Origin of the sequence: Proteus sp. ZN5, from assembly GCF_011046025.1 — a bacterium.
Taxonomy (GTDB): Bacteria; Pseudomonadota; Gammaproteobacteria; order Enterobacterales; family Enterobacteriaceae; genus Proteus.
The window spans coordinates 1447579-1474237 of record NZ_CP047639.1; the positions used below are offsets into that span (position 1 = coordinate 1447579).

Sequence of the window (26659 nt, forward strand, 5' to 3'; positions counted from 1 at the left end):
TAAAAATAAAAACAGCCCTACGGGTTCGATTAAAAGACGTTTCACTCATTTTATTCTGCGTTGAGAGGCGCTAGCCTAGTTCACTAAGCGGCACAAGCCCCTCTCCTTGCCTAAAATGCTTTTAATTCGAATAAAAATCGACCATCAAAGGTCAACACGCTCTAGTCTACCAGTGACTTAGGTCTGCCAAAAGGGGCAAAACATTTTTTTCAATCTGATTTGTCTAAAGATATGAGAATGACTTTCAGATTAGACGATTCATGATAGCAATATCAATGAAGATAATAGCAAGTTACCGCGGTTCTATACTAAGAACAAGTGTCTGTTGTCCATTGACTTGCCAGCGAACATTAAATTCGAGTAAGTGTACCGCATAAATTCTATCACTTTGTTCGCCTTTTTTATAAGCAGGACGAGGATCTTGCTGTAATACTTGGGTAATAAAACGAGAAAGATGAGGGTACTCATTGGCATAGTGTTGCAGTTGTTCTGATGCAACTTGCGAAAAGAAAACGGGCATTTCGTTACTAGGTGCTTCTTGTGCAAACCCTGCAATCGCATTTGGGCGCGACTCTGCAAACGGTAAATAAGGTTTGATATCAAGAATAGGAGTGCCATCCACTAAATCAAGGCTACCCAATTCTAAAATAACAGACTGGTTGTCCTTATTGACTTTTTTCAATTCAACCAATGACATACCAATTGGGTTGGGGCGAAAGGTTGAGCGGGTTGCAAATATACCAATTTTGGCATTTCCACCTAATCTAGGAGGGCGAACGAGAGGATGCCAACCTTGTTGTGCTGTTTGATGAAACACAAAGATCAACCAAAGGTGACTAAATTGCTCTAAGCCTCGAACTGCATCTGGGTGATTATAAGGTGTATGTAGAATAAGTTGACCGCCGCCATCCTGGATCAATCCAGGTTGGCGTGGAACGGCAAATTTTTCTTTATAAGGGCTCGAAATATACCCTATAGGATTCATTTGGTAGGTATTCATTTTGTAATGAGTAATGCTGTGCCTTCACAAATAGCGGATTGGTAGCAACCTAATCCTGTGACAATTTGGCATTCATGCAATAAAACAGCATTCGCATTTTTGTAGGCCGCTTTTGTTGCCATTCTTTTTTTAGCAATAGGTAAACTTGCTGGTGGATCCTGTAATGTTTGGCGACAAGACTCGCCAGCAACAATACCAAGATCTTTAAAAGGTGCTCCTAGAAGATCTTCTGTTTTCTCAACAATACGCACAGAAGGCAAAGTTTGTGACTTTGGTTTTTGTGGTTGCCCGGGTTTATTTAAACGCATATCCGTAAATTTAGACTGATCAACATCAGATGAATTTTGCATTGAACAGCCTGTCATAAACAGCGCCATGATGCCAATAAGTAGCAAGCGCATGTGCATGGGTAATATCCTCTTTATTATTGTCTATACAAAAATTAAACGGCACTAATTTAATGCAAATTAGCCAAGTAAAAAAGAGAAAGGCGAACAAATGTCCGCCTTTTTTATAATTAAGTTAGATTTTAACGTATTACCAGCCTTTTACAGCACCACCGTTAAAGATTTTATTTGCAGCACTATCCACTTCATCAGTTTGGTAAGCTTGGATAAATTTCTTCACATTTTCACTGTCTTTATTGTCTTCACGCGCAACAATGATATTTACATATGGAGAGTCTTTATCTTCAACAAAAATACCGTCTTTTGCTGGCGTTAAGTTTACTTGGCTTGCATAAGTAGTATTGATTACCGCTAAATAGATTTTTTGATCATCTAATGAACGTGGTAATTGAGGCGCTTCTAATTCTACTAACTGTAGTTTTTTAGGATTCTCAACAATATCAAGCTTAGTTGGTAATAGGCCTACACCGTCTTCTAGCTTAATTAATCCTACTTTTTCTAATAACAGTAGTGAACGGCCTAAGTTAGTTGGATCGTTAGGAATAGCAACTTGAGCGCCATCTGGTAAATCGGTTAAATCAGTAATTTTTTTAGAGTAACCTGCGATAGGATAAATAAAGGTATTTCCTACGGCTGTAATTTTGAAGTTACGATCTTTAATTTGCTGATCTAAATAAGGTTTGTGTTGGAATGCATTAAGATCGATATCGCCACGACTTAATGATTCATTCGGCATTACGAAGTCATTGAAAGTAACGAGTTCTACATCAAGACCGAATTTATCTTTAGCAACTTGTTTTGCTACTTCGGCAACTTGTTGTTCAGAGCCAGAAATAACACCAACACGAATATGGTTTGGATCTTTTTCTTTTTCACCACAACCAGCTAATGCTAATGCGCCAACTAAAGCACTTACGACTGCGAGCGATTTAAATTTCAATGACATACATTTACCCTTACTTGATCCGTTAATTTAAAGGTTTCGATTTAATAATTGAAACCTTCAATCTAATTATTTATGTGTTGTCAGCTTCACTAAGCGATCGCCGAAAAACTGAATGATAAAAACAAGAATAACGAGTAGAACAATCACAATATTCATCACAGTTGCATTATAGCCAACGTAACCATATTGATAACCAATTTGACCTAAACCACCTGCACCAACAGCACCACCCATTGCAGAGTAACCCACTAATGTAATCAGTGTAATAGTTGCAGCATTAATCAAGCCTGGTAAAGATTCTGGTAATAAAATTTTCTTAATAATTTGCATTGGTGTTGCACCCATAGAACGAGATGCTTCAATTAATCCTTGTGGGATTTCCAATAGCGTATTTTCGACCATACGAGCAATAAAAGGCGCTGCTGCAACAGTTAATGGCACGATAGCTGCTTGCAAGCCAATAGATGTTCCTACAACCAAACGAGTAAAAGGGATCATCCATACAAGTAAGATAATAAAAGGAATAGCCCTAAAAATATTCACAAGTGCTGAGATAACACGATAGGCAGGTGGATTTGCCATAATTTGTTCAGGGCGTGTGACATAAAGTAAAACGCCAAGCGGCAGTCCAATAACAAAACCAAAGAAGCCTGAAACGAAGGTCATGACTAAGGTTTCCCAGATCCCACTAATTAATAAATAAACCATTCCTTCAGACATAACCGAGAACCTCTACTTTCACATGATGCTCTTCTAAAAATGCGATCGATTTTTCAGTATTACCATTCTTACCGTGTAATTCAGCTAACATCACGCCAAACTTCACTCCACCGGCATAGTCCATTTGTGAACTTAATATATTAATATCTGCGTCAAAACGGCGGGCAACGATGGACATTAATGGTGCATCAACTGATTGACCGTTAAATTCAAGTTTCAATAATGGGAATAAACCTTCTTCCCACTCGGGTTTCATTCGTTCTTTGTAATCTTCAGGAATATCCAATTGTAGTGTTGATTGAATAAAAGCCTGAGAAACAGGTGTTTTGGGATGAGAGAAAACTTCACTCACGGCATCACTTTCAACTAATTCACCACCACTTATTACTGCAACCTGATCACAAATGCGTTTTACAACATCCATTTCATGAGTGATTAATAAAATAGTGAGGCCTAAACGACGATTAATGTCTTTTAATAATTCTAAAATAGAGCGTGTTGTCGCTGGATCAAGTGCGCTAGTTGCTTCATCACACAATAAAACGTTTGGTGAATTTGCTAGTGCGCGTGCAATTGCAACACGTTGCTTTTGCCCGCCAGATAAGTTTGCTGGGTAATATTCTTTTTTATCTGACAAACCGACTAGTTCAAGTAATTCATTAACGCGCTTATTAATTTCAGCACGAGGTGTACTATCAAGTTCTAATGGCAGTGCCACATTATCAAACACTGTACGGGAAGACAGTAAGTTGAAATGTTGGAAAATCATACCAATACCGCGACGTGCTTTTGTTAATTCTTTATCAGATAACTTAGTTAGATCACGACCATCAACAAGTACTTCACCTGAAGTTGGTTTTTCTAACATGTTCACACAACGTATAAGTGTACTTTTACCCGCTCCTGACGATCCGATAACACCAAAAATCTGCCCTTGAGGCACATGCAGGTTAATGTTTGATAGCGCTTGTATAGAACGCTCTCCCTGCTTAAACACTTTGTTTATATTCGTCAGTTTAATCATGTTTTTCTTTATATAAGTAGATATGGGACATAGAGACTATTCTGCCCGAGTTAAAATAGATGTTAAGGCGTCTAGACGGCTAAGTCAATAAAAAAGAGTTGAAGAGTAATAAAGAAAGAAAGCCGTGGATATCATTCTCTATATAAGAAGAAACATGCGATACTAATAAAAATATCTAAATGGAGTAATGCTGTGAGCAAGGGGATTTCTGCGATTTTCTTAGATCGCGATGGAACTATTAATATAGATCATGGTTATGTGTCTGAAATTGATAACTTTGAATTTATCGATGGTGTTATTGAGGCAATGGCTGAATTAAAAGCTATGGGATATGCCTTGGTATTAGTGACTAACCAATCAGGCATTGGTCGTGGCTATTATAGTGAAGATCAATTTTTACATCTAACAGAGTGGATGGATTGGTCTTTGGCTGATAGAGGTGTTGATTTAGACGGTATCTATTATTGTCCTCATCATCCAGAAGCCACTGTAGATGAATATAAGAAAGAGTGTGATTGTCGCAAACCAGCCTCAGGTATGTTTATGGATGCAAAAACACAATTAAACATCGATATGGCTTCTTCTTATATGGTTGGTGATAAAAAAGAAGATATGTTGGCAGCAAAAGCTGCGGGAGTGGGTCATAAAATTCTTGTTCGCACAGGAAAAGAGATAACTGAAGAGGCACAACAGTGTGCAGATTTTGTTCTTGATAGCCTTGCAGACTTGCCAAAATGGCTAAAAAGCCACAAAAAATAGGCACTTCGTTTAATTTACCAACAAACGAACATTTTTTTTAAAAAAACTATTGCCAGCCTCAGAAAACTCCCTATAATGCGTCCTCGTTGTCACGGCACAGGGCGCTAAGCGAACTGACTGAGAGAACGAAGAAAAAAAGTGAAAAGCCTTGTAAATAAACGCTTGACACTGAATGAGGAAGATGTAGAATGCACCTCCTCGCAACAACGCAGAAGACCGGAAACGGCAGCGAATGTTGCACTGCTCTTTAACAAATTATCAGACAATCTGTGTGGGCACTCGCAGAGACGATATCTTCTAAAATATTAGATGTATCAAGTCTTGAAGAGTGAACAACAAAAGTAATTCATTTATGAATAGCTAAGTTTTCGATTTCTTTGAGCATCAAACACTTTTAATTGAAGAGTTTGATCATGGCTCAGATTGAACGCTGGCGGCAGGCCTAACACATGCAAGTCGAGCGGTAACAGGAGAAAGCTTGCTTTCTTGCTGACGAGCGGCGGACGGGTGAGTAATGTATGGGGATCTGCCCGATAGAGGGGGATAACTACTGGAAACGGTGGCTAATACCGCATGACGTCTACGGACCAAAGCAGGGGCTCTTCGGACCTTGCGCTATCGGATGAACCCATATGGGATTAGCTAGTAGGTGAGGTAATGGCTCACCTAGGCGACGATCTCTAGCTGGTCTGAGAGGATGATCAGCCACACTGGGACTGAGACACGGCCCAGACTCCTACGGGAGGCAGCAGTGGGGAATATTGCACAATGGGCGCAAGCCTGATGCAGCCATGCCGCGTGTATGAAGAAGGCCTTAGGGTTGTAAAGTACTTTCAGCGGGGAGGAAGGTGTTAAGATTAATACTCTTAGCAATTGACGTTACCCGCAGAAGAAGCACCGGCTAACTCCGTGCCAGCAGCCGCGGTAATACGGAGGGTGCAAGCGTTAATCGGAATTACTGGGCGTAAAGCGCACGCAGGCGGTCAATTAAGTCAGATGTGAAAGCCCCGAGCTTAACTTGGGAATTGCATCTGAAACTGGTTGGCTAGAGTCTTGTAGAGGGGGTAGAATTCCACGTGTAGCGGTGAAATGCGTAGAGATGTGGAGGAATACCGGTGGCGAAGGCGGCCCCCTGGACAAAGACTGACGCTCAGGTGCGAAAGCGTGGGGAGCAAACAGGATTAGATACCCTGGTAGTCCACGCTGTAAACGATGTCGATTTAGAGGTTGTGGTCTTGAACCGTGGCTTCTGGAGCTAACGCGTTAAATCGACCGCCTGGGGAGTACGGCCGCAAGGTTAAAACTCAAATGAATTGACGGGGGCCCGCACAAGCGGTGGAGCATGTGGTTTAATTCGATGCAACGCGAAGAACCTTACCTACTCTTGACATCCAGAGAATCCTTTAGAGATAGAGGAGTGCCTTCGGGAACTCTGAGACAGGTGCTGCATGGCTGTCGTCAGCTCGTGTTGTGAAATGTTGGGTTAAGTCCCGCAACGAGCGCAACCCTTATCCTTTGTTGCCAGCGCGTAATGGCGGGAACTCAAAGGAGACTGCCGGTGATAAACCGGAGGAAGGTGGGGATGACGTCAAGTCATCATGGCCCTTACAGTAGGGCTACACACGTGCTACAATGGCAGATACAAAGAGAAGCGACCTCGCGAGAGCAAGCGGAACTCATAAAGTCTGTCGTAGTCCGGATTGGAGTCTGCAACTCGACTCCATGAAGTCGGAATCGCTAGTAATCGTAGATCAGAATGCTACGGTGAATACGTTCCCGGGCCTTGTACACACCGCCCGTCACACCATGGGAGTGGGTTGCAAAAGAAGTAGGTAGCTTAACCTTCGGGAGGGCGCTTACCACTTTGTGATTCATGACTGGGGTGAAGTCGTAACAAGGTAACCGTAGGGGAACCTGCGGTTGGATCACCTCCTTACCTAAGAGATACGTGTTATGTGTAGTGCTCACACAGATTGTCTGATGAAGAACGAGCAAAAGCGCGTCTGCGAAGCTGACTGAAGTCCCCTTCGTCTAGAGGCCTAGGACACCGCCCTTTCACGGCGGTAACAGGGGTTCGAATCCCCTAGGGGACGCCAATTGCGCGGTATGAGTGAAAGGCGTACCACACTATGTCTGATGAAAGTCAGAGAATAGTTAAGATAATTCGCATGAGTTATTTTACCTATTATGCTCTTTAACAATCTGGAACAAGCTGAAATTGAAAACAAATCAATATATCACCGAGGTATATTGATGAGTCTCTCAAAATCTCAAATCTGAAAGTACTCTTCAGAAAGAGGATATGCGAGCAAAATGATTTCAAGGCGGACAGCGCACAGCAAGCGGAGCATACTCAAAGTATGTGAGCATTGCGAGCACTGCCCAACGTCGAAATCATGAAGCGCAGCAATCCGTTTTAGAAGACACCTTCGGGTTGTGAGGTTAAGCGAATAAGCGTACACGGTGGATGCCTAGGCAATCAGAGGCGATGAAGGACGTGCTAATCTGCGATAAGCGTCGGTAAGGTGATATGAACCGCTATACCCGACGATTTCCGAATGGGGAAACCCAATATCCAATGGATATTATCATGACGTGAATACATAGCGTCATGAAGCGAACCGGGAGAACTGAAACATCTCAGTACCCCGAGGAAAAGAAATCAACCGAGATTCCCCTAGTAGCGGCGAGCGAACGGGGAACAGCCCAGAGTCTTAATCAATAGCAGCATCAGGAGAACGGTCTGGAAAGTCCGGCAGTAAAGGGTGATAGCCCCGTATCTGAAGATGCTGTTATTGTGAACTCGACGAGTAGGGCGGGACACGTGTTATCCTGTCTGAATATGGGGGGGACCATCCTCCAAGGCTAAATACTCCTGATTGACCGATAGTGAACCAGTACCGTGAGGGAAAGGCGAAAAGAACCCCGGCGAGGGGAGTGAAAAAGAACCTGAAACCGTGTACGTACAAGCAGTAGGAGCCCCACCACTAAGCTAGTGGTGAACTCACAGCGATTCTTTTGCATGATAATGTGCGGTAGACGGAGCGAATGCGACGTTCAACCAACAAAATCAAGCAGAGGAGGCTTAGTGGTGGGGTGACTGCGTACCTTTTGTATAATGGGTCAGCGACTTATATTCTGTAGCAAGGTTAACCGTATAGGGGAGCCGTAGGGAAACCGAGTCTTAACTGGGCGAATGAGTTGCAGGGTATAGACCCGAAACCCGGTGATCTATCCATGGGCAGGTTGAAGGTTGGGTAACACTAACTGGAGGACCGAACCGACTAATGTTGAAAAATTAGCGGATGACTTGTGGATGGGGGTGAAAGGCCAATCAAACCGGGAGATAGCTGGTTCTCCCCGAAAGCTATTTAGGTAGCGCCTCGTGAACTCATCTTCGGGGGTAGAGCACTGTTTCGACTAGGGGGTCATCCCGACTTACCAACTCGATGCAAACTGCGAATACCGAAGAATGTTATCACGGGAGACACACGGCGGGTGCTAACGTCCGTCGTGAAGAGGGAAACAACCCAGACCGCCAGCTAAGGTCCCAAAGTCATGGTTAAGTGGGAAACGAAGTGGGAAGGCTCAGACAGCCAGGATGTTGGCTTAGAAGCAGCCATCATTTAAAGAAAGCGTAATAGCTCACTGGTCGAGTCGGCCCGCGCGGAAGATGTAACGGGGCTAAACCATGCACCGAAGCTGCGGCAGCGACACTTATGTGTTGTTGGGTAGGGGAGCGTTCTGTAAGCCTGCGAAGGTGTGCTGTGAGGCATGCTGGAGGTATCAGAAGTGCGAATGCTGACATAAGTAACGATAATGCGGGTGAAAAAAACCCGCACGCCGGAAGACCAAGGGTTCCTGTCCAACGTTAATCGGGGCAGGGTGAGTCGACCCCTAAGGCGAGGCTGAAAAAGCGTAGTCGATGGGAAACGGGTTAATATTCCCGTACTGGTGGTAACTGCGATGGGGAACGGAGAAGGCTAGGTTGTCCGGGCGACGGTCGTCCCGGTTCAAGCATGTAGGCAGAGTGATTAGGCAAATCCGGTCACTTAATGCTGAGGTGTGATGACGAACCACTAAGGTGGTGAAGCAATTGATGCCCTGCTTCCAGGAAAAAGCCTCTAAGCTTCAGGTTACCAACAATCGTACCCCAAACCGACACAGGTGGTCAGGTAGAGAATACTCAGGCGCTTGAGAGAACTCGGGTGAAGGAACTAGGCAAAAATGGTGCCGTAACTTCGGGAGAAGGCACGCTGGCGGTAAGTGAAGTCCCTTGCGGACGGAGCCGAAGCCAGTCGAAGATACCAGCTGGCTGCAACTGTTTATTAAAAACACAGCACTGTGCAAACACGAAAGTGGACGTATACGGTGTGACGCCTGCCCGGTGCTGGAAGGTTAATTGATGGGGTTATCCTTAGGGAGAAGCTCTTGATCGAAGCCCCAGTAAACGGCGGCCGTAACTATAACGGTCCTAAGGTAGCGAAATTCCTTGTCGGGTAAGTTCCGACCTGCACGAATGGCGTAATGATGGCCAGGCTGTCTCCACCCGAGACTCAGTGAAATTGAACTCGCTGTGAAGATGCAGTGTACCCGCGGCAAGACGGAAAGACCCCGTGAACCTTTACTATAGCTTGACACTGAACATTGAGCCTTGATGTGTAGGATAGGTGGGAGACTATGAAGTGTGGACGCCAGTCTGCATGGAGTCAACCTTGAAATACCACCCTTTAACGTTTGATGTTCTAACCTAGGTCCATAATCTGGATCGGGGACCGTGTCTGGTGGGTAGTTTGACTGGGGCGGTCTCCTCCTAAAGAGTAACGGAGGAGCACGAAGGTTGGCTAAGCATGGTCGGACATCATGCGGTTAGTGCAAAGGCATAAGCCAGCTTGACTGTGAGAGTGACGGCTCGAGCAGGTACGAAAGTAGGTCTTAGTGATCCGGTGGTTCTGAATGGAAGGGCCATCGCTCAACGGATAAAAGGTACTCCGGGGATAACAGGCTGATACCGCCCAAGAGTTCATATCGACGGCGGTGTTTGGCACCTCGATGTCGGCTCATCACATCCTGGGGCTGAAGTAGGTCCCAAGGGTATGGCTGTTCGCCATTTAAAGTGGTACGCGAGCTGGGTTTAGAACGTCGTGAGACAGTTCGGTCCCTATCTGCCGTGGGCGTTGGAAGATTGAGAGGGGTTGCTCCTAGTACGAGAGGACCGGAGTGAACGCACCACTGGTGTTCGGGTTGTCATGCCAATGGCATTGCCCGGTAGCTAAGTGCGGAAGAGATAACCGCTGAAAGCATCTAAGCGGGAAACTTGCCTCGAGATGAGTCTTCCCTGTCACCTTGAGTGACCTAAAGGAACGTTTAAGACTAAGACGTTGATAGGCTGGGTGTGTAAGCGTAGCGATACGTTGAGCTAACCAGTACTAATGAACCGTGAGGCTTAACCTGACAACACCGAAGGTGTTTTGTCTGAGAGACAAACAGTAGATGAAGTAAGCTTGTTTAAGATTGATATTGCTGGCGACTGACCGAAAGGAAAGAAGCGGGTAATAAAACAGAATTTGCTTGGCGGCCATAGCGCAGCGGACCCACCTGAAACCATGCCGAACTCAGAAGTGAAACGTTGTAGCGCCGATGGTAGTGTGGGGCCTCCCCATGTGAGAGTAGGGAACTGCCAGGCATTAATTAAAGCGTTAGTGTTCAATAACATTAATCGCACAAAGAATACGCGGAGCGGTAGTTCAGTTGGTTAGAATACCTGCCTGTCACGCAGGGGGTCGCGGGTTCGAGTCCCGTCCGTTCCGCCAACATTAAGAAACCTAAGTCTAACGACTTAGGTTTTTTTTTGCTTAAAATTTAGAATAAACCATAAATTAATCAGAAATTTTTAAGTAATTATAACTATTACGTATAAAAATAATTACTTTGTTGATTATAGTGTCCTTTTAAAGGGTGAGAGCGAGGCTTCCCTTTGGTATACTTCAGTTATAGCAAGAGATCTTGCTGTTTATCTGAGGTTCCTAATGGCGAAAAAACCGACTTATTCAGTGCGTTTTGTGGCAGGTCAACCTGTTGAAAGGATTGAGCCCAGCCCGCCTTTAAGTGAAAGAAAGGATACACTACCTATTGGAATGCCTCTTTATACAGAAGGCACTCTCAAAATTGCGGTTTGGAATATCTATAAACAGCAACGATTCAATTGGCGTAATATGTTGGAAACGCTCTCAACAGATACACATTTGCTTTTGTTACAAGAAGCGCAAACCACACCAGAGCTTGTCCGTTTTGCTGGTACTCATCATTTAATTGCAGATCAAGTCCCAGCCTTAGCTTTTCAGCAACACCCTGCAGGTGTGATGACATTATCAAGCTCCCATCCTATCTATTGCTGCCCTCTTAGAGAAAAAGAACCTTTTTTACGACTACCTAAATCAGCATTAATTACGGTATATCCATTAATTACGGGTGATCATTTAATGGTTATTAATGTACATGCGATTAATTTTAGTTTTGGTGTTGATGTTTATCAGCGTCAGTTAAGTAATTTATCTGTTCACATCATGCATCATAAAGGGCCTGTTATTTTAGCAGGTGATTTTAATGCGTGGAGTCGCCCAAGAGTCAATGTATTAAAACGTTTTGCGAGAACGTTAAGACTTAAAGAAGTTATTTTTGATAACGATTGGCGTACAAAAGCTTTTGGTAAACCGTTAGATTATATTTTTTACCGAGGATTATCGTTGAATAAAGCCGAAGTTTTAATTACAGATGCATCTGACCATCATCCTTTACTGGCGACATTTTATTAATAAATAATTATAACATTAGTTAATATTAAAGTTTTAATATTTAAATTAAATATGATTATATCATCTGTTAATTAGATATATTATTTTATAGGTAATTTATCTATCTATTTAATCTATTTGTTATATTAGTAATTTTTACTATACTTTTTTCGTCTATCTAATATCACTAGATATAGGAAATGAAATGCCAACAAAAAATATAGTTATTATTGGCGGCGGTACCGGCGGAACCATTCTTGCTAATATCCTAGCTAAAAAATTAAATGACGAAATCTTTTCAAATAAAATTAAAATTACCCTTATTTCAGATAATCCTAATCATTATTACAAACCTGCATTTATGTATATTGCATTCAATCTTTTTTTTAAAGAAGAACTAATGCGATCAGAAAGAAGCTTATTAAGGCCTGAAATTGAATTTGTTATCGATAAAGCAGAACGTTTTGACTTTAATAATAAAATAATCTATTGCGAGTCTAATAAAAAATACAACTATGATTTTTTAGTTTTAGCAACTGGTTGTGTTCCTAGCCCTCATAGAATTGAAGGCTTAAAAGAAGCGGGAAATCATTTTTATCAATATGAAGCCGCTAGAACACTTGCTGATAAATTAGCTAAAATTGAAAAAGGTCGTGTATTTATTACTGTTAGCTTCCCTGAAACACCTAATGTACCCCATCAATGTGGTATTGCTCCTATGGAAACAACATTGATGTTGGATGAACTTCTTCGCCAGCGTCGGGTGAGAAATAATATTGAGATTGTTTATACCTATCCTACGGTTGCTCAACTTTTAAGAAACTGTCTGTTTATGCAACAAGAAGTTTGTGAAGTTCTTCCTGCGGTATTCTCTGAGCGAGATATCAAAGCTAAACGAGGCTTTACGTTAAGCCATGTTGATCCTGATAAGAAAATCGCTTACTCAAAAGAGGGCGAGGCAGAGCCGTTTGATATCCTTATGAGTACACCGCCTATCACTGCGGTTGAGGCGATCCGCAATACAGGTTTAAGTGAACATAATAATGGTGAAGGCTGGTTACCTACTGATCCTGAAACATTACAAGTTTATGGTTTAAACCAAGTGTATGTTCTTGGTGATACGGTTGATTTACCGATTAGTAAAGCCGGTGGTAGTTGTCATAACCAAGCTGGTGTGATTGCAAATAATATCTGTGGTGAGCTTCGCTATGGTTATCCTGCTGCAATTTATGATGGTCGAGTGCAAGCTGTCGCACAAATGGGATTATCAGCAGGTATGCCATTACAGTATGACTATAAACATGACGTAATTCCTACACCACCAACAAAGCTGGGCGGGTTATTGCGTAATAGTTATAACCGAGGCTTATATTGGGCAACTGTTAGAGGATTATTATAGGGGATGCAATAATGAGTGAAAATAATTTAAGCCCAGCAGATATTCAACTGTTATCTGATGAAGATAAATTACATCTTCAACATTTATTAGAAAAAGCAAGACCATTATTAGCATTAAAGCGGTTTGATAATATCGTCGATTTATTATCTTTAATATCAGATTCAATAGATATTATGGATAATGCAACAGTTGAAAAACTTTCGATTGCATTTGAAGAAACATTAATTCCAGTTTGGGAATTAAGCGCTGCTTATAATATGGCAAAAAAAGAATCTATTTATCAAGATAAAAAATATACATTAGGTTCAACTTTCGCATTATTAAGAAATCCTGATACTCTTAAAGGGATTTCGATTATTCTAAGAACAGTTCAGATTATCGGGGAAAATAACCAAAGAATAGAAAGTTAATTAATATTTAGGAGATATAATGACGCAAAGTAATAAACACTTTAATACTCGAGCAATACATTATGGTTATTCTCCGTTAGATTCTCAGGGGGCATTAGTGCCTCCTGTTTTTCAAACATCTACATTTGTTTTTCCAACGGCACAATATGGTGCTGATTGTTTTTCAGGAAAACAAAAAGGGCATTTTTATTCTCGGATCTCAAACCCTACATTAGAGTTATTAGAAAAGCGTTTAGCTCAATTAGAAAATGGTGAAGGTGCTGTTGTTTTTTCATCTGGTATAGGTGCAATTACTTCTAGTTGTTGGTCATTGCTTAAACCTGGTGATGAACTTATTGCTGATATGACACTTTATGGCTGTACTTTTACGTTTTTCAATCATGGGCTCGCTAAATTCGGCGTTAAAATAAAGCATGTTGATTTAACTAACCTCGAAAAATTAAAAGAAGCGATCACAGAGAAAACAAAACTCATTTTCTTTGAGACTCCGGCTAACCCCAATATGCGAGTGAGTGATATCGCAAAAATATCAGAAATTGCTCATCAGCATAATATTTTAGTCATGGTAGATAGCACTTATTGCTCTCCTTATTTACAGCAACCTTTAGGGCTTGGCGCTGATATTGTCGTGCATTCTATGACTAAATATTTATCAGGCCATGGTGATGTAACAGCAGGTGCAATTATTACTACGCATGCCCTAGCAGATAAAATACGAGTTGAAGGTTTAAAGGATATGACTGGTGCTTGTTTGTCTCCTCACGATGCTTCGTTAATTTTACGAGGTATAAAAACGTTAGGCATAAGGATGGAACAGATCTGCCAAAATGCACAGCGTATTGCACAATATCTTGAAGATAATCCTAAAGTCGAAACTATTTATTATCCTGGGCTAGCTTCATTTCCTCAATACGAACTTGCTAAGCGTCAAATGCGTTTAGCTGGAGGTATGATCGCCATTGAGTTAAAGGGGGGAATAAAAGCAGGCCGAGAGTTTTTGAATCGCTTAAATCTCTTTAGTCGAGCTGTGAGTTTAGGAGACTGTGAGTCTTTAGCTCAACATCCCGCCACAATGACCCATGCTACTTATAGTGCAGAAGAGCGGCAAAGGCATGGTATTAGCGATGGTTTGATTCGATTATCAATTGGTCTTGAAGATGTGAATGATTTAATTGCTGATTTAAAGCAAGCGCTGGCTTAGTGAAGATCGAATAATAAAGAAAAAGGCTGTGAATTAATCCACAGCCTTTATTGTTTTACTCAGAATTGTTGAGTTGACTCAGAAATGTGATTTATTTCTGGTTCATTCTTGGTTTGATACCTACATAGTAGCCAAGAGTTAAAATAGCTACCCACACCATACCGACAACCAATGCCATTCTGGTTGACTCAAAATAGCCTAAGATTGCGATAACAAACGCCATAAAGACGATAGTCAGTGCTGGAGCAACAGGCCATAGTGGTACTGGGAATTTTAGTGTTTTCACTTCATCTGCGCTCATCTTACGACGCATCGCAACTTGAGAAAGTAAAATCATTAACCATACCCAAACTGTTGCAAATGTCGCAATAGAGGCGATTAAAACGAAGATTTGCTCTGGGATTAGGTAGTTAAGTACTACGCCCAGTAACAAGACAACAGACATCACTAGCACAGTCATCCAAGGCACACCATTACGAGTGAGCTTCATAAAGGATTTTGGTGCTTGTCCTTCTTGAGCCATACCATACATCATTCGACCAGCACCAAAGATATCACTGTTAATCGCAGAGATTGCGGCCGTGATAACTACAAGGTTTAAGATATTTGCTGCTGAATTGATCCCTAGATTTGAGAAAATCTGTACAAACGGGCTACCGTTATGGCCGATTTGTTGCCAAGGGAAAATGCACATTAGAATGAAAATTGTCAGTACATAGAATAATAAGATACGAAAAGGTACGGCATTGATAGCTTTAGGAATGGTTTTTTCAGGATCTTTAGCTTCACTGGCTGTAATACCAATTACTTCAATCCCACCAAACGCAAACATGACAATGGCGAGCGAGGCGATAACTCCTTCAATACCATTTGGCATAAAGCCACCAAACTCCCATAAGTTAGAAATGCCAATAGGGTGTTCAGTTTGTTGCCCAAAGCCATACATCATAATGACAACACCGCCAATTATCATGGCGATAATTGCAGTGACTTTAACAATAGAAAGCCAAAATTCCATTTCACCAAATATCTTCACATGGCAAAGGTTTAAGGCGCCAATAAAGCAAACGATGCCTAATACCCATATCCATTGATCAACATCTGGGAACCAGAGTTTCATATAGAAACCAAATGCCGTGACGTCAGCTAAACAGACAATCAGCATTTCAAAAACGTAGTTCCAGCCCGTTAAGAAGCCGGCTAAAGGCCCCATATAATGGCTTGCATATTGTGAAAAAGAGCCTGCAACAGGATGATGAACTGCCATTTCACCTAATGCACGCATAACCATAAATACTGCTGCACCACCAATAAGGTAAGCAAGCAATACAGCTGGACCCGCTTTCTCAATGGCAGCCGCAGAGCCATAAAACAAACCTGTACCGATTGCAGAGCCTAGCGCCATGAAACGAATGTGCCGCCCTGATAATCCTCGTGAAAGTTGATTCTCTTTTTGCATCTAAAGTATTCCCATCTCTGTCCAACAGAGGAAATCTATCCTCTTTTTCAGTGTCTTCTCGCACGTTAGCTATTCAAAACAAACCATGTACCTTATCATAAAGCCTCTTACGGTGAGATAGTTATCTGTAATAATCATCAGCATTCATTGGATATCAGAGTTTCTTATGCAATACCCCATTAATGAAGTGTTTCAAACCTTACAGGGTGAAGGTGTTTTTACTGGCGTTCCTGCACTTTTTGTTCGATTACAGGGGTGTCCTGTAGGTTGTAGTTGGTGTGATACCAAACATACTTGGGAAAAAGAAGACGAAAAAAAAGTTCCTCTTGGTGATATTCCTATTAAAACGCAAGAAAGTGATACTTGGGGAGAAGCCAGCGTTGCTCAGATTTTATCACTTTTCCAACAACAAGGTTATAGTGCAAAACACGTGGTTATCACAGGAGGCGAGCCTTGCTTATATGATTTACGCCCTTTAACAGAAGGGCTTGAACAAGCAGGTTTTGCCTGTCAAATAGAAACCAGTGGTACTCACGATATTTTATGTAGTGAGAAGACGTGGGTGACACTTTCCCCAAAAGTGGGCATGAAGGGGGGCTTTAAGGTATTAACCAGCGCAATTAATCGTGCTAATGAGATAAAACATCCTGTTGGACGTGAAAAAGATATTGAAGCGTTAGATGCCTTACTGACATTACGCACAGAGCACCCCGTACCTGTTGTTGCTTTACAACCTATTAGTTGTAAAGAGAGTGCGACGGCATTATGTATTAAAACCTGCATTGAGCGTAATTGGCGTTTCTCAATGCAAACGCATAAATATTTAAATATTGCGTGATCGTGTTTTTAATATAAAAAATCAGCCAATAGAGGCTGATTTTCTTTTAGGTGATAACGATTTAATGTTAAAACCGATTTACTCACCGCGATAAATACATCCTGCTGTACACGTCTCTTTCACCATCACCGCAGATAATAATGGCAATGACGGTTTTACTTGTTGCCAAATCCATTTTGCCAGTACTTCGCTGGTCGGATTTTCTAGGCCTTCAATTTCATTAAGATAGTAGTGATCTAGACGCTCAAGAGTAGGTTTAAATGCGGCTTTCACATCAGCAAAATCAATAAGCCAACCTGAATGTGCATCAACTTCACCTGTTAGCTCTAATCTAACAAGAAAGGAGTGCCCATGAAGACGTCCACATTTGTGGCCTTCAGGAACATGTGGCAAATGGTGGGCTGCTTCAAACTGAAAATCTTTAAAGATGGTGGTTGTCATCAAAACTCTCTTGACTTAATTAGTAAAAAAAAGACACAAATAGTACGAAGTCTACCAGTGTAGCCGATTTAGCGTATCACGCCTAATCTCCCTTAATCTTAATGGCTTATTATGTTCCTTTTTGCTTATTGATTATATTGGTAAAGGAAACCGATAAATAAATTTAGCATTTAAGGTTATTAGATAGAGCCAACAGGTCTTTAATTCATCTTCTAGTCGTGGGATACCCTCTCAATATTAGAAATATTATCAAAGAACAATAAAGCACAGATAAGTGCTTCGCTTTTTTAAGGCAGGATAAATGAGCAATCAACCTCCATTATTATCAATGCTTCCATTAACACCGGAACAATTGAATAAATTACAGGATGCAACAAAAGATCTCTCAACAGCGCAAATTGCGTGGTTATCTGGCTATTTGTGGGGACAGCTTAATCCTTCTGTTGTATCCGCATCGACAGTGGTTACCTCAGCACACGTACCAGAGCAGGAAACCATTACATTGATCTCTGCTTCTCAAACGGGTAATGCGCGTCATCTTGCTGAACAGTTACGAGATAATTTGGTTGCTCACAAATTGAATGTAGAACTATATTCCGCAGGTGAATATAAGTTTAAGCAGATCCATAAAACAACAACCTTGATCATCATTGCATCTACGCAAGGTGAAGGTGATCCCCCTGAAGAAGCAATCGCTTTTTATAAATATCTGAACTCTAAAAAAGCGGCTGAAATGAAAGGAACGTCTTATGCAGTATTGAGCTTAGGTGATACATCGTATGAGCATTTTTGTAAGGCAGGAAAAGACTTTGATGAGCGAATTGCACAACTGGGTGCAACACGTTTATTACCAAGAGTTGATGCTGATGTTGAATATCAAGCCGTTGCGGATGAATGGATAGAACAGCTTACAGAGATCTTAAAGGTAAGAGTTCCGACACAAAGTACGCAAGTCTTACAACAAACACAGTCAGGTACAACAGATACGATTGAGGCATCTATTTATCATCGAGATGTCCCTTTTACTGCCACATTATTGACTAATCAAAAAATTACAGGCAGAAATTCAGATAGAGATATTCGCCATATTGAAATCAGTCTTGATGGTTCTGGTTTGCAATACCAACCGGGTGATGCACTGGGAGTTTGGTTTAATAACTCCCCTGAAAAAGTTGATGAACTGATTGCTTTATTGTGGTTAAAAGGTGATGAACCTATCACGTTAAAATCTCAAACATTCACCTTAAAAGAAGCGTTACTGCATCATTGTGAACTAACTCAAAATAGCGCACCTATCGTAAAAGCTTATGCCCAATTGACGCGTCATGAAGATCTATTGTCATTGGTGGCTGATAAAACCAAGCTTCAGCAATATGCGGATAAACATCCTATTAATGAGATGGTACGCCAATATTGTGCTCAACCTACGGCACAAGATTTTGTTGATATTTTACGTCCACTGACTCCTCGCCTTTACTCTATTGCATCGTCACAACAAGAAGTCGAAGACGAAGTACACCTTACTTTAGGGGTTGTACGTTACGACGTTAACTCTCGTGCTTATACCGGTGGAGCCTCTGGCTTTTTAGCGGATAGCTTGAAAGAAGGCGATAGCATCAATGTTTTTATCGAAAAAAATGCGCATTTTCGCCTACCTGAAGATAACTCCGCGCCTGTCATTATGATTGGCCCAGGTACAGGCATCGCACCTTTTCGAGGTTTTATGCAACAGCGCGACAATGATGCTGCAACAGGTAAAAACTGGTTATTTTTTGGTAATCCTCATTTTGTAGAAGATTTTCTCTATCAAGTGGAATGGCAACGTTATGTCAAAAGCGGTCTGTTAACTCATATCGATTTAGCATGGTCACGAGATCAAACACATAAAATTTATGTACAAGATAAATTACGTGAACGTGGTAGTGAGATTTGGCAATGGTTACAGCAAGGCGCTTATCTTTATGTCTGTGGCGATGCATCACGAATGGCAAAAGATGTTGAACAGGCGTTGTTAGATATTGTGATGGAGTATGGCAATAAAAATATTGAAGAAGCAGATGAATACTTAAGTGAGCTACGCCTAGAACGGCGTTATCAGAGGGATGTCTATTAAATGAAATCACACACTCAAGCGCCCTTAGTAGTTGAAGGGAAACTGGCTGATAGTGAACGCATGAAAAAAGAGAGTCACTTTTTACGCGGCACTATTACGGAAGACTTACAAAATGGTTTAACGGGTGGTTTTGAAGGCGATAATTTTCTATTGATTCGCTTTCATGGCATGTATCAACAAGATGACAGAGATATTCGCGCTGAACGTGCGGAGCAAATGTTAGAACCTCGTCATGCAATGATGTTACGTTGCCGTTTGCCCGGAGGCATTATTTCGCCTAAACAGTGGCTTAGCATTGATAAGTTTGCGACTGAAAATACGCTTTATGGCAGTATTCGTATTACTAATCGTCAAACATTTCAATTCCACGGCATTTTAAAAGGCAATGTAAAACCCGCACATCAAATGCTGGTGGCAACAGGCCTGGATGCTTTAGCGACAGCGAACGATGTTAACCGTAACGTGTTATGTACTTCAAACCCAGTGCAATCTTCATTACACCAAGAAGCGTATGAGTGGGCGAAAAAAATATCAGAACATCTGTTACCTCGCACCCATGCTTATGCGGAAATTTGGTTAGATAAAGAGAAAGTAGCAACAACAGACGAAGAGCCTATTTTAGGGGAAACCTATTTACCGCGGAAATTTAAAACCTCGGTGGTGATCCCGCCTCACAATGATGTTGATCTTCATGCTAATGATATGAATTTTATTGCAATTGCTGAAAACGGGCATTTAGTTGGTTTTAACGTGCTTGTTGGGGGCGGTCTTGCAATGACGCATGGCGATAAAAATACCTTTCCTCGCTTAGCTAGTGAGTTTGGTTATATCCCTATTGAGAATACATTGGCAATTGCAGAAGCCATTGTGACGACTCAACGTGATTGGGGAAATCGAACTGAACGTAAAAATGCAAAAACAAAATATACACTGGAACGTGTTGGCATAGAGACATTTAAACAAGAGGTTGAACGCCGTTCTGGAGTGACTTTTGAGGCTATTCGACCTTATGAATTTACCCATCGAGGTGACCAAATCGGTTGGTTAAAAGGTGTTGATAATAAATGGCACCTAACTTTATTTATTGAAAGTGGGCGATTGATTGATACGCCTGATGCTCCATTAAAAACGGGCGTGGCGGAAATTGCCAAAATTCATCAGGGTGATTTCCGACTGACTGCCAATCAAAATTTGATTGTGGCGGGTGTACCAGAGAGTGAAAAAGCCAATATTGAAGCGATTGCTCGTCGATATGGTTTGATGAATAGCCAAGTTACACCACTGCGTGAACATGCGATGGCGTGCGTTTCTTTCCCAACTTGTCCATTAGCAATGGCGGAAGCTGAGCGCTTTTTGCCTTCATTCACCGATACCCTTGATAGTTTGATGACAAAACATGGTGTGAGTGAAGAGCATATTGTTGTGCGTGTAACGGGATGCCCGAATGGTTGTGGTCGGGCTATGTTGGCAGAAGTTGGGCTGGTGGGTAAAGCTCCAGATCGCTACAACTTGCATTTAGGGGGCAATCGTATTGGAACGCGTATTCCTAGAATGTATCGTGAAAATATTACCTCGCAAGAAATCATTGCAATACTGGATCCACTGATTGGTGAATGGGCGATTTCTCGTCATAACAATGAAGGTTTCGGTGATTTTCTTATCCGCACTGATGTTGTTAAACCTGTACTGAATTCAGCGATTGATTTTTATGAAGTGCAGGAGGCGGTATGAGTTTATTTCAGCTTGCTTCGCTAAAACAGTTACCAGTTGAAGAGCAAACACATGCTTTGAGTGAGATTAATCAACAGCTAGAGCAATTAAGCGCCATTGAACGGGTTATTTGGGCTTTAGAACATTTGCCTAAAGCCTATGTATTAAGCTCTAGTTTTGGTATTCAAGCTGCGGTATGTCTGCATTTAATCACTCGGCAATATCCTGATATTCCTGTGATTTTGACTGATACAGGTTACCTGTTTCCTGAAACCTATCAATTTATTGATACGTTGACTCAGCAGTTACAACTTAACTTAAAGGTCTATCGAGCTGAAATATCTTCATCTTGGCAAGAAGCGCGTTACGGTAAACTTTGGTTAGAAGGCATTGACGGTATTGAACGTTATAACCAAATAAACAAAGTAGAGCCGATGGAAAGGGCGTTAAAAACATTACAAGCTCAAACATGGTTTGCAGGTCTTCGCCGACAACAAGCTAAAAGCCGTGAACATTTACCAGTGCTTTCAATCGCAAAAGGGATCTTTAAATTTTTACCTATCGTTGATTGGGATAATAAGCAGGTCTATCAATATCTTAAAGAGAACGGTTTACCTTATCACCCTCTATGGGAGCAAGGTTATCTTTCTGTGGGAGATACTCATACAACCCGAAAATGGGAAGACGGTATGAGTGAAGAAGAAACACGATTTTTCGGCTTAAAACGTGAGTGTGGATTACACGAATAACGCCATTATCTACCAATAAATAATTTGGGGAATAGAGCTTATCTATTGCCCTTTTTGTCATTTATAAAATTATAACCAATTGAAAATACTTTATTTTCTCTTATTCCTTTCTGTTCCATCACATAGCTTTTTGTCATTTCATAACCTCTAAAACACCTTTTATAGTCGTTAGTTATAAAGTGAACAACGAAGGTGAAATACGCGTATGGATTACCTACCCTTATTTGTGGAATTAAAAGAACGCCCTGTGTTATTGGTTGGTGGTGGTCATGTTGCTGCGCGTAAAGCTTTGTTGTTGTTAAGAGCCGGCGCTCGCTTAAGAGTGGTTGCACCTCAGTTGTGTGATGAATTACACCTTGTTTATCAGCAAGATAAAATTGAATGGGTATCAGCAAAATATCAACCTGAACATCTATTAGGAATGATGCTTGTGATTGTAGCTACTGATGACAGTGGGCTTAATCAGCAAGTTTATCTTGATGCACAAGCACGACATATTTTTGTCAATGTCGTGGATTCACAACCTCAATGTTCATTTATCTTTCCTGCCATTATCGATAGAAACCCCATTTTGATTGCCATTTCATCGGCGGGAAAAGCACCTGTTTTAGTGCGAATGATCCGTGAAAAGTTAGAAGCCTTATTGCCAAGTTCATTAGGCACAATGGCGACAATAGCCGGAAAATGGCGCAACAAAGTGAAACAGCACTTAGAGACTTTTCAAGCTCGTTGTCGTTTTTGGGAGCAAGCTTTCAGCGGTAAATTTGCTTCTTTAGTGGCAAGCGATCAATTAGCACAAGCAGAAGCCTTGCTTGAACAACAATTGAAACAAAAAGAGAGCCAACAAGGCGAACTTGCATTAGTTGGGGCTGGTCCCGGTGATGCTGGGTTATTAACACTGCGCGGTTTACAGGTTATTCAACAAGCTGAAGTTGTGCTCTACGACAGCTTAGTGAGCCCTGAGGTTTTAGAGCTTGTTCGTCGTGATGCTGACACTATTTGTGTAGGTAAAAGAGTGGGACACCATAGTGTTTCTCAAGAAGAAACCAATGCACTTATCGTGAAATATGCACAACTCGGTAAACGCGTTGTGCGATTAAAAGGTGGCGATCCCTTTATTTTTGGACGTGGTGGTGAAGAAATTGAAGTTGCTATCGCGCATGGGATCTCTTTTCAAGTTGTTCCGGGGATCACGGCAGCAAGCGGAGCGAGTGCCTATGCAGGGATCCCGTTAACCCACCGACAATACGCTCAAAGTGTCACCTTTATGACAGGGCATTGTAAAGCCGATGGGATCGAACCGGATTGGGCATCGTTAGCGCAAGCTAATCACACTCTCGCTATTTATATGGGAACCACAAAAGCAGAGCTTATCAGCCAGCATTTAATCAAACTCGGACGTTCTCCATTAACGCCTATCGCGGTGATTAGTTGTGGCACTCGTCGCGATCAGCAAGTATTCACGGGAAATCTCACACAATTAGCGCAGTTAGCTGAAAAAGCACCGACTCCTGCCTTATTAATTGTGGGAGAAGTCGCTGCACTACATCACCAACTTGCGTGGTTTGGTGACAGACACACTCATCAATCCTTACCGTCACTCCATTCACCTTTGGTTCATTTTGCCTAAACGAGGTTGTTATGAATGAAACACAGTTAACCCATCTTCAGCAATTAGAAGCAGAAAGTATTTATATTCTGCGTGAAGTTGTCGCTGAATTTGAAAATCCCGTCATGCTTTATTCAATAGGCAAAGATTCCTCGGTGATGTTGCATTTAGCTCGCAAGGCGTTTTATCCCGCGAAATTACCTTTTCCTTTATTGCATGTTGACACGGGCTGGAAATTTCGAGAAATGTATGAATTTCGGGATAAAACGGCTAAAGAATATGGCTTTGATCTTAAGGTTTATCGAAATCCACAAGGTGCAGAGCTTGGTATTAATCCGTTTATTCATGGCAGTGCAAAACACACGGATATCATGAAAACAGAAGGGCTAAAGCAAGCCTTAGATAAATATGGTTTTGATGCAGCATTTGGTGGTGCGCGCCGTGATGAAGAAAAATCACGAGCCAAAGAGCGTATTTATTCGTTTAGAGATAGAAAGCATCGCTGGGATCCGAAAAACCAACGCCCCGAATTATGGAAAAACTATAACGGACAAATTAATAAAGGTGAAAGTATTCGTGTATTTCCGTTATCTAATTGGACAGAACTCGATATTTGGCAATATATCTATTTAGAAAAGATCGACATTGTTCCACTCTATTTTGCGAAAAATAGACCGGTTATTGAACGTGATGGCACCTTAATTATGGTTGATGACGACAGAATTGATCTAAAACCAGGTGAGGTTATTGCACAGCAAAAAGTAAGATTTAGAACCTTGGGATGTTGGCCATTAACAGGGGCAATTCCTTCACAAGCAGAAACACTACCCGCCATTATTGAAGAAATGCTGATTTCCACCAGCAGTGAACGACAAGGGCGTTTAATTGACAGTGATCAGTCGGCATCGATGGAACTGAAAAAACGCCAAGGTTATTTTTAATTGGAGGAAATATGGGACTTTTAGCTATAAAAACGAATCAACTTGTCGCGGGTGAAATCGCACAACAGGGCGGTGTAGAGCGCTATCTCAAGACTCAACAGAATAAAGGATTACTGAGATTTCTAACCTGTGGCAATGTCGATGATGGAAAAAGCACATTAATAGGACGTTTACTTCATGACACAAGGCAGATCTATGAAGATCAGCTTTCTACATTACAAAATGAAAGTAAAAAGATCGGCACTCAAGGTGAAAAGCTCGATCTTGCTTTGCTGGTGGATGGATTGGCAGCAGAAAGAGAACAAGGGATCACTATTGATGTTGCTTATCGCTATTTTTCAACTTCAAAGCGTAAGTTTATTATTGCTGACACACCGGGACATGCTCAATATACCCGCAATATGGCGACAGGTGCATCAACCAGTACGCTTTCTATTCTGCTGATCGATGCTCGAAAAGGTGTACAAGAACAAACACTGCGACACAGTTTTATCAGCACACTTCTTGGGATCCGCCATTTAATCGTTGCAATTAATAAAATGGATCTGGTGGATTATCAGCAAGCAACCTTTAATTCGATCCAACAAGATTATCTTCATTTTGCCGATCAGCTTCCAACGGATCTGACCATTGAGTTTGTTCCTATTTCTGCCCTTGATGGTGACAATGTGGTTTCTTCCTCATTGAATATGCCTTGGTATCAAGGAAAAACGTTGCTTTCATTATTGGAAGATGCGCCAGTTAAATTAGGTTCAGACGCGCAATCACTGCGTTTCCCTGTGCAATATGTCAATCGTCCAGATTTAGACTTTAGAGGATACAGCGGTACGGTGTCTTCTGGCGTACTTTATCAAGGGCAACAAATCAAGATATTACCTTCAGGAAAACACACAACAATTAAGCGTATTGTCACTTTTGATGGAGATTTAACACAAGCTAAAGCGGGGCAAGCTATTACACTTGTTTTAGCTGATGAAATTGATATTAGTCGTGGGGATATTATCGTTGATGATAACGATACAACTGCCAATATTAGTACTCATGCATTAATTGACGTGGTGTGGATGTCAGAGCAACCTTTAGTACAAGGGCATACTTTAGATATCAAGATCGCAGGCAAAAAAAGCCGTGCCAAAATAGAGAATATTCATTATCAAGTGGATGTGAATAAGCTCACCCAACAAGTAACAGATAACTTAAGTTTAAACGCAATTGGTAGTGTTGAAGTTTCATTTGAAGAGCCACTGGTGTTGGATAACTATCAAGCCAATGCTGACACTGGCGGGCTTATTTTTATTGATCGGTTAAGCAATGTCACTGTTGGAGCTGGACTTATTCGAGAAATAAGAGATAACGCGATACAAACGACGACGCAATATGATGCTTTTGAAGTCGAGTTAAACCAACTTATCCGTCGCCATTTTCCCCATTGGGGGGCAAGAGATCTTCTTGGAGGAAAATAGTGATGATAAGCAACGATATTGTTTGGCATCCTCATAGAATTGGACGAAGTGAACGTGAATTACAACAAGCACACAAAGGATGTGTGCTTTGGTTTACAGGTTTATCTGGCTCAGGCAAGTCCACACTTGCTGATGCACTAGAACAAACGCTTTATCAGCATTCACAAAAGCACTCACTCATTCATACCTATCTATTAGATGGCGATAACTTACGTCATGGATTATGTGGTGATCTCGGATTTAGTGCTGAAGATAGGCACGAAAATATTCGCCGTGTGGGTGAAGTGGCTAAATTGATGGTAGATGCGGGACTGATTGTCTTAACGGCTTTCATCTCACCTTACCAAAAAGACAGACAACAAGTTAGAGATCGTTTTGAGCAAGGGAGATTTATTGAGATCTTCGTTGATACGCCACTTTCTATTTGTGAAGCCCGTGATCCGAAAGGGCTTTATCAAAAAGCAAGACGAGGTGAGATAAAGCAATTTTCAGGCATAGATTCGCCTTATGAGCCGCCCATTGATCCAGAATTACATTTAGACGGCACACTTCCTATAAATACCCTTATCCAACAGATCCTCACATACTTACGGCAAAGGAAAATTTATTGCTAATTTTATAATGACTTTGAATTATCTCTACATAAACACCCCATAAAAGGGAGATGTTTGTAGAG

At 41.5% G+C, this 26659-nt stretch carries 20 protein-coding genes, 2 tRNA genes and 3 rRNA genes; 18 read left to right on the forward strand and 7 right to left on the reverse strand.

The features are described from left to right. Positions 1-292 precede the first annotated feature (292 nt). The 5 genes from tsaA to metN form a co-directional block, all read right to left on the reverse strand. Complete coding sequence (tsaA, locus tag GTK47_RS06560; protein ID WP_165122497.1) at positions 293-1000, reverse strand: tRNA (N6-threonylcarbamoyladenosine(37)-N6)-methyltransferase TrmO; 708 nt, start codon at positions 998-1000, stop codon at positions 293-295. Then, entirely contained in the window at positions 997-1407 is a 411-nt protein-coding gene (gene rcsF / locus GTK47_RS06565) for an Rcs stress response system protein RcsF (RefSeq protein WP_165122498.1), read from the reverse strand. Before rcsF ends, tsaA begins: the two co-directional genes overlap by 4 nt. A 130-nt stretch (positions 1408-1537) precedes the next feature. Then, positions 1538-2353, reverse strand: a complete 816-nt coding sequence (locus tag GTK47_RS06570) for a MetQ/NlpA family lipoprotein (RefSeq protein ID WP_165122499.1) — start codon at positions 2351-2353, stop codon at positions 1538-1540. A gap of 66 nt (positions 2354-2419) precedes the next feature. Next, on the reverse strand, positions 2420-3073 hold the full coding sequence (locus GTK47_RS06575) for a methionine ABC transporter permease MetI (protein ID WP_023582692.1): 654 nt from the start codon (positions 3071-3073) through the stop codon (positions 2420-2422). Next, positions 3066-4097 carry a methionine ABC transporter ATP-binding protein MetN gene (metN, locus tag GTK47_RS06580; RefSeq protein ID WP_088494714.1) on the reverse strand — a complete coding sequence of 344 codons (1032 nt, stop codon included), beginning with the start codon at positions 4095-4097 and terminating at the stop codon, positions 3066-3068. Before metN ends, GTK47_RS06575 begins: the two co-directional genes overlap by 8 nt. A gap of 192 nt (positions 4098-4289) precedes the next feature. On the opposite strand from metN, the gene gmhB reads away from it, so the two are divergent. The 10 genes from gmhB (at position 4290) to GTK47_RS06630 (ending at position 14660) form a co-directional block, all read left to right on the forward strand. After that, a complete protein-coding gene (gmhB, locus tag GTK47_RS06585) occupies positions 4290-4856 on the forward strand; it encodes a D-glycero-beta-D-manno-heptose 1,7-bisphosphate 7-phosphatase (RefSeq protein WP_165122500.1) in 567 nt (188 codons plus the stop codon). Between the two features lie 395 nt (positions 4857-5251). Then, positions 5252-6792, forward strand: a 16S ribosomal RNA gene (locus GTK47_RS06590). 84 nt (positions 6793-6876) lie between these two features. Further along, positions 6877-6952: transfer RNA gene (locus tag GTK47_RS06595), tRNA-Glu, on the forward strand. Between the two features lie 344 nt (positions 6953-7296). Then, positions 7297-10310, forward strand: a 23S ribosomal RNA gene (locus GTK47_RS06600). A gap of 116 nt (positions 10311-10426) precedes the next feature. Continuing rightward, positions 10427-10542, forward strand: a 5S ribosomal RNA gene (gene rrf / locus GTK47_RS06605). Together the 16S, 23S and 5S rRNA genes with 2 tRNA genes alongside form the textbook arrangement of a ribosomal RNA operon. A 50-nt stretch (positions 10543-10592) precedes the next feature. Continuing rightward, a tRNA-Asp gene (locus GTK47_RS06610) sits at positions 10593-10669 on the forward strand. A gap of 216 nt (positions 10670-10885) precedes the next feature. Next, complete coding sequence (locus tag GTK47_RS06615; protein ID WP_165122501.1) at positions 10886-11671, forward strand: endonuclease/exonuclease/phosphatase family protein; 786 nt, start codon at positions 10886-10888, stop codon at positions 11669-11671. Positions 11672-11855: 184 nt separating this feature from the next. Further along, positions 11856-13049 (forward strand): FAD/NAD(P)-binding oxidoreductase, encoded by a 1194-nt coding sequence (locus GTK47_RS06620; protein WP_165122502.1) that lies wholly within the window; start codon positions 11856-11858, stop codon positions 13047-13049. A gap of 11 nt (positions 13050-13060) precedes the next feature. After that, positions 13061-13459, forward strand: a complete 399-nt coding sequence (locus GTK47_RS06625; RefSeq protein ID WP_165122503.1) for a hypothetical protein — start codon at positions 13061-13063, stop codon at positions 13457-13459. A 19-nt stretch (positions 13460-13478) separates the two neighbouring features. After that, positions 13479-14660 (forward strand): methionine gamma-lyase, encoded by a 1182-nt coding sequence (locus tag GTK47_RS06630; RefSeq protein WP_165122504.1) that lies wholly within the window; start codon positions 13479-13481, stop codon positions 14658-14660. 91 nt (positions 14661-14751) lie between these two features. Here the strand turns inward: GTK47_RS06630 and GTK47_RS06635 are convergent, their stop codons facing one another. After that, positions 14752-16119 carry an amino acid permease gene (locus GTK47_RS06635; protein ID WP_165122505.1) on the reverse strand — a complete coding sequence of 456 codons (1368 nt, stop codon included), beginning with the start codon at positions 16117-16119 and terminating at the stop codon, positions 14752-14754. Between the two features lie 166 nt (positions 16120-16285). Between GTK47_RS06635 and queE the strand changes: the two genes are divergently transcribed. Next, positions 16286-16957, forward strand: a complete 672-nt coding sequence (queE, locus tag GTK47_RS06640; RefSeq protein ID WP_165122506.1) for a 7-carboxy-7-deazaguanine synthase QueE — start codon at positions 16286-16288, stop codon at positions 16955-16957. Positions 16958-17035: 78 nt separating this feature from the next. On the opposite strand, the gene queD is transcribed toward queE, so the two are convergent. Then, the gene (gene queD / locus GTK47_RS06645; RefSeq protein ID WP_088494721.1) at positions 17036-17401 is read right to left on the reverse strand and encodes a 6-carboxytetrahydropterin synthase QueD; all 366 of its coding nucleotides are present in this window, start codon (positions 17399-17401) and stop codon (positions 17036-17038) included. Positions 17402-17699: 298 nt separating this feature from the next. On the opposite strand from queD, the gene cysJ reads away from it, so the two are divergent. From cysJ to cysC, 7 genes are all read left to right on the forward strand, one after another. After that, the gene (gene cysJ / locus GTK47_RS06650; protein WP_165122507.1) at positions 17700-19511 is read left to right on the forward strand and encodes an NADPH-dependent assimilatory sulfite reductase flavoprotein subunit; all 1812 of its coding nucleotides are present in this window, start codon (positions 17700-17702) and stop codon (positions 19509-19511) included. Continuing rightward, positions 19512-21242 carry an assimilatory sulfite reductase (NADPH) hemoprotein subunit gene (cysI, locus tag GTK47_RS06655; protein WP_165122508.1) on the forward strand — a complete coding sequence of 577 codons (1731 nt, stop codon included), beginning with the start codon at positions 19512-19514 and terminating at the stop codon, positions 21240-21242. After that, positions 21239-21970, forward strand: a complete 732-nt coding sequence (locus tag GTK47_RS06660; RefSeq protein ID WP_165122509.1) for a phosphoadenylyl-sulfate reductase — start codon at positions 21239-21241, stop codon at positions 21968-21970. The genes cysI and GTK47_RS06660 overlap by 4 nt, the downstream gene beginning before the upstream one ends. A 205-nt stretch (positions 21971-22175) precedes the next feature. Continuing rightward, positions 22176-23600 carry a siroheme synthase CysG gene (cysG, locus tag GTK47_RS06665; RefSeq protein ID WP_165122510.1) on the forward strand — a complete coding sequence of 475 codons (1425 nt, stop codon included), beginning with the start codon at positions 22176-22178 and terminating at the stop codon, positions 23598-23600. 11 nt (positions 23601-23611) lie between these two features. Continuing rightward, the gene (gene cysD, locus GTK47_RS06670) at positions 23612-24520 is read left to right on the forward strand and encodes a sulfate adenylyltransferase subunit CysD (RefSeq protein ID WP_165122511.1); all 909 of its coding nucleotides are present in this window, start codon (positions 23612-23614) and stop codon (positions 24518-24520) included. Positions 24521-24531: 11 nt separating this feature from the next. After that, positions 24532-25983, forward strand: coding sequence for a sulfate adenylyltransferase subunit CysN (cysN, locus tag GTK47_RS06675; RefSeq protein WP_165122512.1), 1452 nt, complete (start codon positions 24532-24534; stop codon positions 25981-25983). After that, on the forward strand, positions 25983-26597 hold the full coding sequence (gene cysC / locus GTK47_RS06680) for an adenylyl-sulfate kinase (RefSeq protein ID WP_165122513.1): 615 nt from the start codon (positions 25983-25985) through the stop codon (positions 26595-26597). The genes cysN and cysC overlap by 1 nt, the downstream gene beginning before the upstream one ends. Positions 26598-26659 lie beyond the last annotated feature (62 nt).